Origin of the sequence: Paenibacillus sp. FSL R7-0272 (assembly GCF_037969905.1) — a bacterium.
Lineage (GTDB): Bacteria > Bacillota > Bacilli > Paenibacillales > Paenibacillaceae > Paenibacillus > Paenibacillus polysaccharolyticus.
Genome location: NZ_CP150221.1, coordinates 2,623,773 through 2,637,144, shown reverse-complemented (window position 1 = coordinate 2,637,144; position 13,372 = coordinate 2,623,773). Strand labels below are relative to the sequence as shown.

The 13,372-nt window shown below is 35.4% G+C and carries 19 protein-coding genes and 1 pseudogene; 1 reads left to right on the top strand and 19 read right to left on the bottom strand.

Annotated elements, in window-relative coordinates; translation table 11 throughout:
* Positions 1-195: 195 nt before the first annotated feature.
* From MKY23_RS11790 to MKY23_RS11700, 19 genes and pseudogenes are all read right to left on the bottom strand, one after another.
* Complete coding sequence (locus MKY23_RS11790; protein WP_339838177.1) at positions 196-645, bottom strand: hypothetical protein; 450 nt, start codon at positions 643-645, stop codon at positions 196-198.
* A gap of 63 nt (positions 646-708) precedes the next feature.
* Complete coding sequence (locus MKY23_RS11785; RefSeq protein ID WP_339838174.1) at positions 709-1,119, bottom strand: hypothetical protein; 411 nt, start codon at positions 1,117-1,119, stop codon at positions 709-711.
* Between the two features lie 60 nt (positions 1,120-1,179).
* Positions 1,180-1,761: a hypothetical protein gene (locus MKY23_RS11780; RefSeq protein WP_339838171.1), complete on the bottom strand. Its 582-nt coding sequence runs from the start codon at positions 1,759-1,761 to the stop codon at positions 1,180-1,182.
* Between the two features lie 30 nt (positions 1,762-1,791).
* A complete protein-coding gene (locus MKY23_RS11775; protein WP_339838168.1) occupies positions 1,792-2,211 on the bottom strand; it encodes a GTP pyrophosphokinase in 420 nt (139 codons plus the stop codon).
* Between the two features lie 56 nt (positions 2,212-2,267).
* Positions 2,268-2,750: a DinB family protein gene (locus MKY23_RS11770; protein WP_339838165.1), complete on the bottom strand. Its 483-nt coding sequence runs from the start codon at positions 2,748-2,750 to the stop codon at positions 2,268-2,270.
* Between the two features lie 91 nt (positions 2,751-2,841).
* A complete protein-coding gene (locus tag MKY23_RS11765) occupies positions 2,842-3,837 on the bottom strand; it encodes a phosphotransferase (RefSeq protein WP_339838162.1) in 996 nt (331 codons plus the stop codon).
* Between the two features lie 256 nt (positions 3,838-4,093).
* Positions 4,094-4,291, bottom strand: a complete 198-nt coding sequence (locus MKY23_RS11760) for a hypothetical protein (RefSeq protein WP_339838159.1) — start codon at positions 4,289-4,291, stop codon at positions 4,094-4,096.
* A 142-nt stretch (positions 4,292-4,433) separates the two neighbouring features.
* Positions 4,434-4,553 (bottom strand): annotated as a pseudogene (locus MKY23_RS11755) (GrpB family protein); the annotation flags it as partial.
* 100 nt (positions 4,554-4,653) lie between these two features.
* A complete protein-coding gene (locus tag MKY23_RS11750) occupies positions 4,654-5,586 on the bottom strand; it encodes an aminoglycoside phosphotransferase family protein (protein ID WP_339838156.1) in 933 nt (310 codons plus the stop codon).
* Positions 5,587-5,605: 19 nt separating this feature from the next.
* Entirely contained in the window at positions 5,606-6,094 is a 489-nt protein-coding gene (locus MKY23_RS11745; protein WP_090920989.1) for an NUDIX hydrolase, read from the bottom strand.
* A gap of 227 nt (positions 6,095-6,321) precedes the next feature.
* Positions 6,322-7,203, bottom strand: a complete 882-nt coding sequence (locus MKY23_RS11740) for a GNAT family N-acetyltransferase (RefSeq protein ID WP_339838151.1) — start codon at positions 7,201-7,203, stop codon at positions 6,322-6,324.
* A gap of 66 nt (positions 7,204-7,269) precedes the next feature.
* Positions 7,270-7,821, bottom strand: coding sequence for a hypothetical protein (locus MKY23_RS11735; protein WP_339838148.1), 552 nt, complete (start codon positions 7,819-7,821; stop codon positions 7,270-7,272).
* 66 nt (positions 7,822-7,887) lie between these two features.
* Positions 7,888-8,421, bottom strand: coding sequence for a GNAT family N-acetyltransferase (locus tag MKY23_RS11730; protein ID WP_339838145.1), 534 nt, complete (start codon positions 8,419-8,421; stop codon positions 7,888-7,890).
* A 65-nt stretch (positions 8,422-8,486) separates the two neighbouring features.
* The gene (locus tag MKY23_RS11725; RefSeq protein WP_336122421.1) at positions 8,487-9,152 is read right to left on the bottom strand and encodes a hypothetical protein; all 666 of its coding nucleotides are present in this window, start codon (positions 9,150-9,152) and stop codon (positions 8,487-8,489) included.
* A 308-nt stretch (positions 9,153-9,460) separates the two neighbouring features.
* Positions 9,461-9,790 (bottom strand): hypothetical protein, encoded by a 330-nt coding sequence (locus MKY23_RS11720; protein WP_336122420.1) that lies wholly within the window; start codon positions 9,788-9,790, stop codon positions 9,461-9,463.
* Positions 9,791-9,805: 15 nt separating this feature from the next.
* Positions 9,806-10,213, bottom strand: a complete 408-nt coding sequence (locus tag MKY23_RS11715; RefSeq protein WP_090921001.1) for a hypothetical protein — start codon at positions 10,211-10,213, stop codon at positions 9,806-9,808.
* A gap of 180 nt (positions 10,214-10,393) precedes the next feature.
* Positions 10,394-10,951: a shikimate kinase gene (locus tag MKY23_RS11710; protein WP_154886303.1), complete on the bottom strand. Its 558-nt coding sequence runs from the start codon at positions 10,949-10,951 to the stop codon at positions 10,394-10,396.
* Between the two features lie 143 nt (positions 10,952-11,094).
* Positions 11,095-11,994, bottom strand: a complete 900-nt coding sequence (locus MKY23_RS11705) for a GIY-YIG nuclease family protein (protein ID WP_154886304.1) — start codon at positions 11,992-11,994, stop codon at positions 11,095-11,097.
* A gap of 197 nt (positions 11,995-12,191) precedes the next feature.
* Positions 12,192-12,395 carry a helix-turn-helix transcriptional regulator gene (locus MKY23_RS11700; protein ID WP_024629424.1) on the bottom strand — a complete coding sequence of 68 codons (204 nt, stop codon included), beginning with the start codon at positions 12,393-12,395 and terminating at the stop codon, positions 12,192-12,194.
* A gap of 171 nt (positions 12,396-12,566) precedes the next feature.
* On the opposite strand from MKY23_RS11700, the gene MKY23_RS11695 reads away from it, so the two are divergent.
* Entirely contained in the window at positions 12,567-12,854 is a 288-nt protein-coding gene (locus MKY23_RS11695) for a hypothetical protein (RefSeq protein ID WP_079696379.1), read from the top strand.
* Positions 12,855-13,372: the final 518 nt, after the last annotated feature.

Here is a 13,372-nt window from a genome sequence, read left to right as displayed (position 1 = left end):
AAATAGTCCAGTGACTGGGCTATTTCATTCTAAAAGAACTATTGATCCATTATAGTGCCAAACGTTTTGAAAGTAACACGTTCTAAAACTCCCTTAAAAGTAATCAACTCATTGCACTCCTATTCTTTATAAGACTCTCAATGGTTAGGGTAGCGTTTAATTGCTAATCTGAGAATTTAATAGGTACAGTCGCCACTATTTCTCATTTATTTCATACCAAATTCTATAACCCTCAATGTTTGTTTCAGAATAGTCGCTAGCGTTGGATGTTTTGAAATATCTCGCATAATAAGCATGTTCAATGGTTTTCGTATCCTCATCCGTATTCATATCAAGATAAATTTTGGATATTTCCAGTCCCCATTTAACGCTACGAGCAATCTCATTCATGTTATCCACTGTAATAAATCTCTTGATTACTGTAAGAATTGCTTCCAGTTCTTCTTTACTCGGTTCTTCGCTCATGTCTATTCTGCAAGAGAGATTCGGACGGGTAAACGTAAAATGGACTTTTTCAATCGACGGAAAAATTTCCTTCAGCTCTTTTGTTAATTCTTTGGTTGAATCGGTATGGATCTTATGTGTAGTACTGCAACCTGTTATAAGTAGAAGGACACCTATCAATATAGGAATTAATTTACTCATCCTGGACTCCAATCATTGAGTATTTGTACAGATTACTCTGAGCAGCCCAGCTTTCATGATCTATTAGATGTCCTGCTCATATCTCATCGCTGCATCAATAAGTGATCTATCCAATGCTTTTGAAATCTTTCCAAATGATTGTGAATTGATCCCTTCAATCAAAGGGGAATAAAATACGATCACATTAATCTCTTCATTAGCTACATTTAATCCCTTCGCTTTAAAGAACCTTGCTGAATATTTATGTTCAAATCGATCTGTGGAGTAAATTGTTTCGCCCGTAACCTCACTCACTTCAATGGATACCTTGAAATATTCCTCGAATTCAATCCGATCCTTAATTAACGTCCATCGGAATAAGGTAATCTCTTGACCATGAGGTCTTAAATAGGCATGACATCCCGTGCCATCCGCATGAAATTCTAACTGTGTATCTTCAAATGCATCATAGAAAAACGCTTCAGATGACCACACTCCTATAAGATCATCATTATAAAAAAAACTACACTGGTTCACTCATATAACATACCTCATTTAATTATTTCGCTTCATATTACGTATAATCAGTTCTATAGATTTCTTGGTTGAATACTGATCAAAATGTGAATGCCCTGAATACGAGCTTGCTAAGTATGCACATTGATGAATCAATAGTTCGTATCCCAGCTGAGATGCATTAATGATGGCTAAATCTTTGTTCGCCATAACTCTCAATTGTTCATCGTATTTCCAATGTTGCCAAGTCTTCCACATTGATTCATCGTGAGAATCTATCAACGGAATTGTATAAGTTCCTGGCTGTGTATGCTTTATCACTGTTTTTAGATTTTTTAAATCTTTTTGATTTATTGGAGTTATCGCACCGTTAAATACCAAGAGATCACAACTTGAATCATCTTCTCTCGCAAAATAAATAATGTCGTGAGTATGCATGGCGTGCTGAAATAAACTGGCTAATAAAAACATTTCAGGACAGTCCTTAGCATCTACTAACAGTAGATGACCCAGCTCTTCTTTTACTTTGATATTTATATCCTTCTGTCTTAAGACTACTGCTGTCCACACAGCACTTTGGAATTTTATCTGTATTCTAGGAATTGTCATCGTCTGGGACATAACGTACCTCTTTTTAGTTTCTTTCACATGTTATTCACGCTCTAATCTTTCCAACGCCTTTCTATATTTCTCAAGTCTATTATAGTCTTCCTCCGTCGGATTCTTTATTCTTGATATATTCATATTCTCTTTAATATCAGCGATTTTTACATTTCTTGCAGTTCGATTCATTATCGTCTTATCAATAAATTCTTCGTAACTATCCTCTGTAGATCTCGTCAACAACTGAATGGCTGTTAAAATTTCTTCCGAAAATCCCAAACCTCTTAACTCTTCAATTGTGACTTCTGAATCTTCAATGACATCATGGAGAACAGCCACGATCTTCTCTTCTATGCTTTCCACTCTGTGCATAACAGCTAACGGATGTAAAATATACGGGTGCCCACCTTTATCAAACTGCCCTTTATGAGCTTGTAACGCGAGAGATATAGCTGATTCGATGTCCAAAATAATCAACTCCTTATTTGAAATCGTTCTCTATTCCCTCCGAACTGACTAAACTATTATCTAGCTCGAATTTGTTTCTTTAATAACATAATTTGTCCAATATGATATGCACTATGAATACTTAGATTAGAAACAACTCCCCACCAAGGAGCATTAAAATATTCTGGAAGTTGCTTCGTAAGTTTAGATTCATCTGTTTCTTCTAAAACTACTCTCCAACTGATAAAAACATGCTCAAGTCTATTTAATGTTTCCTTCCAGCCAGCATCATTCAATTGATCTTCATTCAAAACAAAAGTTTCATCATTGTTGATTCCATGATTTAATACAAATTCTCCAGCCTTATAACGCTCAAGCCATTTTTCATTCCAATAAATAAGGTGATTCACGATGGACCAAATGGTTTGTTTATTATCATCCTCAGTCAATGCTTCTTCCATTGTTACATCTTTCAGTATGTCCTCCAGCGGAATAAACCAGCTTTTATCGTTATAACATGCCGATATTTGATCTATTAAAATGGATTTATAGCTCATCATTTGATCCTCTTCTCTTCATTCATTCTAAGTGTTGATTTCTTCAGTAAACGTCCTGCATTTATAATACAAGCTTAGTCCATGCCACATTAAACTACCTGCTAAAATCCATATCAATATACGGGATATCATGCTCGATATTATTCAGATAGAATTTCAACGCTTCCTTGTCCCAATCACTCCAGTTGTTATAGTTATCAAAATTATAACTTCTATAAATCGCGGAAACTACGCCAAACTGTCTAAGATTAATAAAATCAGGGATTAATTTTAACCATGTATGATCTATTGTATTTTCTTTAACATAACCATCCATAAAATTATAATAATACCTCTTGGTTATCTCTAACCTTTGCTTTCCATCGACTACCCAAGGGATTGGAATTTCATAGAATAACGGGATAGCAATATCACTCACAAACCAGCTGTATTCGGCTTCATCAAAATCAATAAATACAACTTCGTCGTCTACATTTAAGTAATTCCCATGATTTAAATCCCCATGAATCATTCCATACGAATCCGTATTCTTTGGAAGCTGACTAAGCTTTCTCTTCAAAATTTCGTACTTTTCCATTACATAAGAAAGTTCTGCAGGTAAATAATCTTTCATATGGATCAAAAACTCTTTTTCATGCCATTGTCTCCTATTTAAATTATGTATCAGATTTGACGTCTTTGAAAGACTATGTACTCTTCCTGCATAACTACCGATTCTTTGATAGAACAGATCGCTCTCTTCAGCGATTTTAGCCTTTCTTCCACTAGAAAACTCAAAAGATGTTGCATAAAATTCCCCATCACTGATTTCCTCTACAAATTTCCCATGAATAGATGTTATAGCTTTGGAAACAGATACATGATGAGAAGACAAGTGATTTATAAAATCAATTTCAGATAAAATCTCTTCTTCGGTTCGATGAGATTTATGTGTTATCCGAAGGACAATACTTTCATCATTTGACTTCCCAAAATAAACAAAGTTCTGAAACCCTTGCAAGTCTTTAAGACTGGATTGAATAATATTAAACTTTTGAGCTGCTTCATGAAGTACTTCCTTAGTAAATAGTTCTTTAAGACGCTTTTCCATCAAATCTCTTCCTTTCTATATCACGATCTCGTCTAACATCTACGTATTTACTTAGCCTTCTGGCTTAAGGGCTTCAGCATTTACGACTTCTACTGTGTTTGATTCTTTACAATCGAAATATATTCATCATCTCTAAGCCTTTTCACTTTACAACTCTCATTAGATTCAAATTCTAAGATTCTCTCTTCAATCGTTCTATTCGTACTATCTCTAAATATGTCCTCTCGATCATAGTGAGGAAAGATAAGCTTGTCGGTTACACCTTATGCTGAAACCCCATGTCTTCGAAATCTTGCATTGCCCTTTGTGCATATCTATTTTTTTCTTTCATAGGGGATCCTGTTGTAATAATAGTGACCTTTAATTGAGAAATATCTCTATCAATAAAATCCAGAAATTGATTTTTAATATCTTCCGTATTAAACCCACCAGAGGTCAGTAACACGCTACTCATTGGAATCCCCGCCCTTAATAAGGATTTATCTGATATGTATAACCTGAAATACGTTACAAAACATCTTTGTACTCTTTCATTATCCTCGTATCAAATTTTTTTTCCTTCAGTATAGGCTTTGCGATTGTCTCTGAATTCACCTATGTCTTTGTAGTTCCTCACTTTCTCTATTGCAGACATATAGATGATGTTCGTACTTCACATCGCCTTCACTGCTGTAAGGCACATAAACGTCCTTTCTTGCAAATGCCTCTCTGTTCTTAATGCCTAAATCACCTTCGTGTACATACCAGACCAAGGGCGAATGTGCGTAACATAAATATTACGTTATATTCCATCACTAAAGTAGTTTCATATCTTATCTAGGATACAGTCATATTTATATACTTGTTTAATTCGTCCAGCCATCTCTTATCATCTTTCCACGTGGATAAAAACCATGACATATATCGTAATCCCAAGTATCTGGACGTAATTGTATAATTCAGTTTAAATTTACCCGCCGATAGATTTAATCCTCTCGAATTCATCAACATTCTATAGTTCTCGGCTTGAGAAAACTCTCTATACCTAAGCGCTACATCAATGTATAAGGAACCATAATGTGCTTCTTCCCAATCAATGAAATATACATTTCGGTTTTTGTGAACTAATGTATTGCCGGGGTGTAGATCGTTATGTACAAGGGTATGGGAGCTTTCATCTCTGAGAACTTTATCCATGTCCTTAACTATATGCTCTGCAACCTTATCAATCTCTGGAATAAGATCACCAAAATGACTTATAAAATCCGGATCTGATTTTGCATTATTCCAAGTCGGTCCCCATTTCTCGTTCAGTATTGATTTAATATATCTTGAATCAAGCAATGGAAGCCATTGCAATTTATAATATTTTTCAAAGTTGAACGCATGTATATCTGCCAGAGCAGCTTGTTCATTTTTTTGAAGCAGTTCGATATCTAAATTATTGTAATCCGTTTCATAATCTACATCCTGCATGCAAAGATATTCTCGGCTGTTACTTGTCATATTTAATGTAAAACTAAATGGAACATTTGCTGATTGATCATTTAGATAATTTAATGTACGCCTTTCAATGAGTGACGCTCTCTTTGAAATAAGATTAATACTCCAATCACGAGTATCATTTCTAAGTAATATTTCATGTCTTTTAAGTTCTACAGCTGAGGTGCCGTAAGCAAGATCCTGATCTTTAATACTCAATATTTCTGCATTAGGCGATACGAAACGGTCAATTGTATTCTGCATTGTGTCTCTAAGTTCTGTATTCATTTATCCTCCTTAATAAAAATTATAAATACCTTTGAACTTTTACATTACATTCTGTCGTGGTCGGAGTAATATACTCAATATAATTCACCGAGTCACTAAAATTTAAATAAGCTTCGTAACGAGTTCGAATGGCTGGGAGAGTAATAAAATCCAGAACCTTGTCCTTTGCAACCCAGCGGCAATCACTTGTTTCTTCAGAAGTACTTAACTCTCCTCCCTCAACTTTACATACAAAATCAAACATAACCTTCGTTGGAACATCAGTTACTCCGTCATACCACTTATGTATTCCCGTGCTTGATACAATGTTAACTAAATGGCTTACTGTAACATCAATTCCACTTTCCTCCTTGATTTCACGGATCACACCATCAATTAGATTTTCCCCAACTTCAGTAATCCCACCAGGATATACCCATCCATCATCATGAGCTTTTACCAAAAGTATATTTCCGTTTCCATCCTCTACTATTCCACCCGCTGATACGATATGTGTTGGAAATCCCATTTTATTACCTCCTATTCACCAGTTATATTTCTTTATTTTGTTCCTGTATTCACGAATTTTCACTGCCTTAAGTGAATAGAGAGATCCGCGATTAAACAGTGCAAGGTTGTCCGACCGAATATGCTTCCCTGCTACTGAATAAGCTTCTTTGAAACCTCATCTATGCTTCAACTCGGACTATGGATCGACAGCGACTCAACAACTATCACTTAACGATGATCGAAATATCAGATGTTTTGCCAATAGAATGTATAATGTGAATGTTGCTGAAATCCTAATGACTTATAAAAATGACTATCAGAAATAACATATGCTTTTTTAGCACCTAAGGAACGGCCTCTTTTTAAAGCTTCCATAACCACTGCTTGGCCTAGACCTTTATGACGATACTCAGGAACCGTACATACAGGTTCAACATAAACATAATCTGTTTTCGGACTATACCATAAGCCACAGTATGCAACATATTCCCCATATTTATTTTCAGCCACAACATGTAGAAGCGGGTTCAAATGGGTTGCGGATAACATTTCTTTTTGCTTATTCATCGTAACTTCATCAACGGGTACAGGCCCTTCGTTATCAAATGCTTGCCATAACATATGATGAAGTTTATATAAGTCATTCTTTATATCAATGTTTTTTAGGGTTATGCCTTCAGAAATTGTACCTTCAAGGCTAACATTCTCTAGTGCAAGCTCAAGTATGTTTTCCGTCTGATCATGCGTAACAAAATGATAACTACGCAGTAAATCTACAGTATGGATATCTTTATCATTCACCGCAATCCCAAGGCCACTTTCATTACTGAAAGTAGCAATAGCATATTCTAATATATCTTTTTCTAACTCTTCAAATCCCTGTTTAGTAGCAAAAAAAGCTTCACCGAAATAATGGTCATACGTTGCTATAGCTACTAACTCATCAGAATGATACCATAAACCAATTTTATTTTTTAAGTCACGATTAAATTCAGGATGAAAAAACATCCATTCCCACCTTGCCCAATTCCAATTGATATGTTTACGATCGTTTTTTGATAGTTCAATCAAAAAATCACAAACTTGTTCATAATACGAATCGTCAAAATTTTTAAAAACAATTTTCATGACAATCCCCCATATCATATAAATTCTGAGTCTATTTCACATAACCTTACCGTATTCACGACCCGACTAGGTCCTTATGATCTTTATATATGTCTTTGCGACAACAGGAAAGATATCTTCAGACTGTACTTCTAGATGGTCTTCACTTGTTTCATTCTCTATGATTTTCAATCCATCAAAACAAGCATTTTCTTTATACCAATCAATTAGTTCAGGCAAGGAGCAACTTTCCTTCAAACCCTCGTCTTCATAATAAGAAAGCAATGTCACTGTAAATGCAGGTACTAAGGAATCCGCTTTCAAATACAAAATAAAGTCTTTACTCTTATAATACGTTTTAAGATACTGCTCAATCTCTTCCTCTAGATAAGAAAAGGTTTCGATTAATTTCTCTGATGATATTCGATTATGCTTAATCAATCGGTTAAATCCATGGATGTAGAAGTAGTTATGATAGAGTTCTTTCTCTCTTAACTTGGGATCATTAGCAAATAAAAAACCGGGGGAAGTCGTTATCGAATGAACTTCTCCATATGCTTTTTTAGCATACTTTTTTAAGTACTCCAGAATCAAAAGCTCACTCCTTTTGGTGATTTCACTTAACGTTCCTGTACTCACGGCCTCAGCGTATGCCCAAAGCTTGAATAGAATGTTAATTGATCTCGACACTTCTTTAATCTACATTCACAGCTCATTATCCAATGGTTTAATTAGATACATCAGCAGATCATCGTCTACCATCACTTGCTCTCCGGGTTTTGCTTCAATATTGTTATAGACGATTCCTTGACCATCCATGTAATACCCGCGTTTGTTGTACATCATTTGAGCATTACCGTAATCTTTATAGAGCCCTACTCCTAAGCCAATGAATCTGGATCTCTTGGATGCTATTCTTTCGAGTTCATCGAACATTGTACTTGCGATCCCCTTCCTCCTGAACTCTGGAAAAACATTCAAGTCATTTATTTCTGGGATATTACCTGTTTTAAAATACGGATAATCCGAAGTAAACATTAAGTGGCAACACCCAGCCAATGTATCTCCATAGTAGGCCATTAAAGTCACTCTCTTGCCTTCTATATTTTCTTCCAAGCACTTATAGAAATAGTCATTCGAGGTGTACCATGGATATCTTTTTGAAAATTCAAAATTTAATAAAGATACTTCTTCATGATTTGAAAGGTGCCTGATTGTTATTTGGTTATCCATTTTCATTCCTCTTCCTATCGATTTTAGTTAAACATTCCTGTATTCATGTACTCCGGGGTTGTCTGCTTAAATTATCGGATGTCAGTGTCTTCTTCAAATCCCTCCAAAAAATGATTCACTTTATTCTCATTGTCTTCCCAATTGTACTTTTCGTTTTTTATGATCAGTTTTGGTATCTCCCATTCTTGAACGATATTGAAAATGAAATCTTGGTTTTTCGTCCAAAAATGTCCCGCTTCAATAAAATCATTATCCGTGTAAAGTCCACAACGATCTTGTGTGAACTCAGGTCCACGAACACTACATATCCATTTCCAATGTTGTTCTACATGAGTTTGATAAAAATAAATGAGGATCGGGTCGAGACGACTTAAAATAAGTTGTACTTTCTTGGTCAAATCTAATATTCTTTGTTTGTCCATTTGCATATTAAAGGCAAAACCAAGCGTATTCTGAAAAACGTAACTTTCCATAATTGTAACTTCGTCTCGCCCGACTCTTTCATTGACAAAATCAGTGAATAGCTGTTCAACTTTTGTAGTAAACCACTCCGCTTCATCTTGAATAGTAAAGGAAGTAAACGTCTTATCGTATATTCGCAATGGGTGGTTCTCTTCCAATTCGTGATAAAATCTATTTTGAATATTCATTTTATTCAACTTTGAACCTATTACTTTCCCAATCGTTGACTTACCGGAGCCCGGCATTCCATCTATCAGTATCAATCTTGACTTCATAGGTATTCCTCCTTTCAATGTTTGTATTATTCCTAGTTTGTACTTTTCCTAATTGCAGATTTCAGATAATGTTTGTGCATTAACGACCCAGCGAACGCTGGGTGTCCGGCGAATGCCGATTCAAGGGCGCATGCCCACAGCGTAAATATTATATTATACGAAGATTCATTCTTCTCTGAATAAGCGGCTTGGGGTTCTTTATTGTTTATTCGCCTTCCTATTACTTTCAGTTGATCTAGAAACTCATTTTTCTAAATCAATAGATAATTCCGTGTCAATTCTATATTTCCAATTCACAAAATCTTCTGCTATTTTGAAGACAATTTTTGAATATGTTCTTTAGTGATATAGGCACCTTCATATCCTTCAAAAACTTCATTCATTGCTTGGCATATAATTATATCTTGTTCTTCCTTGCTTGCTCTTTCTGTATAAATCTTTAGAATTCTATTCAGGCTATTTCTCACACCCTCAATATTCACCTCTAAGTAACATTCTTTATCTCTAATCACCTCTGGATTAAATTTTTGATTTTTGAGTTCGAGAAATATCTGTACCTGTTTATTATCGACAGGCTGCCTAACTCCTTGACTAAAATCAGCTCCTTCATATCCGCCGCCTTCCAAAACTAAAATCATTAAATATTCATTCCTTTACAATCTCTCCTCACCATTTTTGTACTCATATAACTTTAAATACTCAAAATTCGATGAGGCTAAAATATCATGGAGATACCTTTCTTGCTCTTCGATTGTTACATGGTAAGGTGGTGTTTGATCTATAATATTAGCAAAGAGTATCCAGCCAACGTCCTCGTTCGAAAACTTATATTTCCCTTCTAAATCTTTGTTGGGATAAACTTCTATATATACTTGTTTTTCTTTGTTCAAATTCCAATAATAATATTTATAAACATATGGAAGCCTCGAATCTAACAAGCTTTTGTTCCTCGTTTTTGAGAAAGTTCTATTTAATGGTTCTAAAAAACTGTAAAGAGCACTCATAAGCACCTTTTCATCCTTACTGCCACATAAAAAACCATACTCAACCATTTTATTCATTTCTAATCCCCCACTAGCCAAAATTTCTTGTATTATCACTTGCACAGGTTTTGTATAACGTTCCCGTATTCACGACCCAGCGCATGCTGGGTGTCTAGCAACGCCGGACCAAGAACGAATGTCCACAGCGTGAATATTATGTTATCGGATGTTGCTGTCTTCTTGAATTACTCACACGTACTATAAATTAAATTCATCTTTAATTAATCTTGCGACTTCATCTGCACTTAAATTTGTATTATTGATTCTCAAATAGTTCTCTCTAGTAATTTCTCCCTCTTTAGAATTGAGTCGATGTTCTTCCATCGTTTTGATTAAGTCCATTTCAGAATATTCAATATTTCTTTTTGTTGGTTTTTGATCAAGTCTAAACGCCGTTTTATTTCGTTTTAATCGTTCTTCTATATCTGACTCTAATTCAACAAAATAAATTTCTGCCCCTTTCGATTCAAACAAGTTACATGTTTGCTTGACGAATTCCCAGTCCTTCTGAAGATCAAACCCCCAAAGGTAAGTAAAAATAAGTCCATACTGGTTGCTGCTTGCGAACGATTCAAAAAGCTCTCTTCTTACGATACTTGATAACCTCCAAGTTTCACTACCAAAACCAAAAAAGGGATGAAATAGCTCGATCGACATGTGATTGTGAAACAATTTCAATTCCGTTATTTTCGTTAATTCATGACCAACCGTCATCTTTCCAACGGCCTGTGGGCCAAATATCAATATGAACTTCATAGGTATCACCCCGGTTCTTAATATCTTGCGCCAATTTCTTATAACCTTCCTGTATTCACGACCCGACACATGTCGGGTGTCCGGCGAATGCCGGATCAAGGGCGTATGCCCGCAGCGTGAGTATATTGTTATGAGATGTCAAATTAACCTTCACTGTTTTCGCTTTCAAATTTCTTTTCTTGGTTCTGCTTAAATGTCCTTCCGTTAGCATCTACCCACTCTACTGGTCCAGCTGCTTGACGTCCTAGGACTACAGCAGTCGCTGCACTAATACTAGAAAAAATCGCATTCTCTTTGAATATATAAAATTCTCCACTATCGATTAGGACTCCGGTTTCTATCAACTTATTTCTCTGCTTGATCCATCCTTCAGAGATTGAACTTGACGTTTGTTTACAACTTTGAGATCCAGACAGAACTACATAGCCCTTTTCAGTTTCAATCAATTTAGCAGAAGCTCTTTTACTTTTAAGCGTGTATACAATATCGCTATTGACTTGTACTGGAGCAATTACAGTCTCACTTGATTGTTTGAGGGTAGAAGGAACCAAGAACATAAAATTAACTACTGGAAAAATTAATTTCATTTGTTCTAGAAAATACTCCATATCCGAAATATCAGCTTCCGGGAGAGTTGATAGTTCAGGCTGAACCGAATTATCAATCTCGGCTGTTTTTGCTTCTTTAGATAAAGAGATAATTCGAGATTCTAAATACTTTATATGAGACTTAGTGAGCATTTCGTCTTTGCTTATAAAAGCTACAATCTCAATGAAGTCCTTATCTGAATCCGCTAAATGTTGTTTTAATCTTTTTTTGAGATTCTCTGCTTCCCCTATGTATATGCGTTCATTATAGTTTTCACTGTTTGGTAAGGACTTTAAAATATATACTCCTGGTCTATCAAATTCAGAGCGCTCTATAATTTTGGGTAAAGAAGAACGTTGAGAATATACAGCCTTTCCTGACCAATTACCGATTTCGATTGTTCGAGGTCCTGTTTCCGAACCGTCCACAAGAAATATAGTTAATTTTTTTCCCATTTTATTTCTCCTTTAATTTGATTTCAGATAACGTTCCTGTATTCACGACGTCCAACGAAGTTGGATGTGTCTGCTGAAATGCTTCCACAAAATTCATCCAGCAGACCAAGGCTCCATTGGAGCCGCTGCTTGAATATTATGTTATACGACGGAATCACATCTTCGAGTTAACCAACATCCTCTTATATTCTATTCTTTCATTGGTCTGTTAGATGTTCCAAAAGATCTCCAGGCTGGCATTCCAATGCCGTACATAACTTATCAATGACTTCTAAAGATACATACTCATTCGTGTTCAGCTTTGCCATCGTTGCCGAAGAAATCCCCGTCATTTTCAATAAATCTTGTTTCTTAATCTCCCTGTCAATCAATAATTTTTGAAATGGTTTATAACTTATCATCTGGTACTCCTTCATATCTGAATTAAATTTTTCTTTAATTATATGAAAATATATTTTATTAATCAAAAATATCTTTTATATGTCTTGACTATTTATTTCGTTATGATAAAATAATATTTAATAAGTTAAACTTTTGTTTGCAAAATAAAACATGACGAAAGGTGATCATTTATGTACAATTCCTTAGAAGTCTTACTTGATTCGTTGATACGTAATCGGATTGAAGCCTTATATAGCGACCTTCTCAAGAACAACACTATTTATAATCAATTCTCATCTGATCGAAATCTTTACTTCAAACAGTTACATGAACTTCTACCTCAAGATATGCATAAAACTCTATTTCTTTACGATGATGCAGACCTCTCAGTTCAAACAATCCTAGAACGTGAAATCTACTTGCAAGGTTTTAAAGATGCTCTTCAATTACATAATGAATTAAATATAAATTCTAATTGAGAGCCAAACGGCTCTCTTTTCATTTGATTCTGTAGTATAACGTTTTTGTATTCACGACTACGCACCTACTTAAATCAACGCCAGCAACCGACCGCGAAGCGGTTAATCGATGAGGATGTGGCCGCTGATTCCACTCCCTTGCTACTACTCCTCGCGAACTGAGGGCCGAAGGTGTTGATGTATTAATATATTGTTATACGAGGAGATCAACCACTTCGAATTGCATATAATTGTGTTTTTTACGATTGTTGAGTTTATAGAAGTGTTATTGCATTCACAGTGTCCCAGACATTTAGCTAAGTCCGATATATCTACGAACTTCGTATATACCTCTCATTTCAAACTCATATGCGTACTACATCTAATATAACCCAATTTGTTCCATCTGCGAAGTCGTCAATAGAGAAAAGCAGTCCCTCAACCGCGCGTCGTTTGTTAGTACGAACTAACAAGCATACCTACAGTTACAATGGGACTGCTCTGACTTATATTAAAGGCTTACTGCCTCATACCTAAAA

Excerpts from the sequence above, each read along its gene's own strand:
- MKY23_RS11740 (WP_339838151.1), bottom strand. The coding sequence starts at position 7,203 with ATGAAAATTGTTTTTAAAAATTTTGACGATTCGTATTATGAACAAGTT.
- MKY23_RS11715 (WP_090921001.1), bottom strand. The coding sequence starts at position 10,213 with ATGAATAAAATGGTTGAGTATGGTTTTTTATGTGGCAGTAAGGATGAA.
- MKY23_RS11730 (WP_339838145.1), bottom strand. The coding sequence starts at position 8,421 with ATGAAAATGGATAACCAAATAACAATCAGGCACCTTTCAAATCATGAA.
- MKY23_RS11720 (WP_336122420.1), bottom strand. The coding sequence starts at position 9,790 with ATGATTTTAGTTTTGGAAGGCGGCGGATATGAAGGAGCTGATTTTAGT.
- MKY23_RS11770 (WP_339838165.1), bottom strand. The coding sequence starts at position 2,750 with ATGATGAGCTATAAATCCATTTTAATAGATCAAATATCGGCATGTTAT.
- MKY23_RS11725 (WP_336122421.1), bottom strand. The coding sequence starts at position 9,152 with ATGAAGTCAAGATTGATACTGATAGATGGAATGCCGGGCTCCGGTAAG.
- MKY23_RS11700 (WP_024629424.1), bottom strand. The coding sequence starts at position 12,395 with ATGATAAGTTATAAACCATTTCAAAAATTATTGATTGACAGGGAGATT.
- MKY23_RS11780 (WP_339838171.1), bottom strand. The coding sequence starts at position 1,761 with ATGTCCCAGACGATGACAATTCCTAGAATACAGATAAAATTCCAAAGT.
- MKY23_RS11710 (WP_154886303.1), bottom strand. The coding sequence starts at position 10,951 with ATGAAGTTCATATTGATATTTGGCCCACAGGCCGTTGGAAAGATGACG.
- MKY23_RS11745 (WP_090920989.1), bottom strand. The coding sequence starts at position 6,094 with ATGGGATTTCCAACACATATCGTATCAGCGGGTGGAATAGTAGAGGAT.
- MKY23_RS11750 (WP_339838156.1), bottom strand. The coding sequence starts at position 5,586 with ATGAATACAGAACTTAGAGACACAATGCAGAATACAATTGACCGTTTC.
- MKY23_RS11790 (WP_339838177.1), bottom strand. The coding sequence starts at position 645 with ATGAGTAAATTAATTCCTATATTGATAGGTGTCCTTCTACTTATAACA.
- MKY23_RS11705 (WP_154886304.1), bottom strand. The coding sequence starts at position 11,994 with ATGGGAAAAAAATTAACTATATTTCTTGTGGACGGTTCGGAAACAGGA.
- MKY23_RS11695 (WP_079696379.1), top strand. The coding sequence starts at position 12,567 with ATGTACAATTCCTTAGAAGTCTTACTTGATTCGTTGATACGTAATCGG.
- MKY23_RS11765 (WP_339838162.1), bottom strand. The coding sequence starts at position 3,837 with ATGGAAAAGCGTCTTAAAGAACTATTTACTAAGGAAGTACTTCATGAA.
- MKY23_RS11760 (WP_339838159.1), bottom strand. The coding sequence starts at position 4,291 with ATGAGTAGCGTGTTACTGACCTCTGGTGGGTTTAATACGGAAGATATT.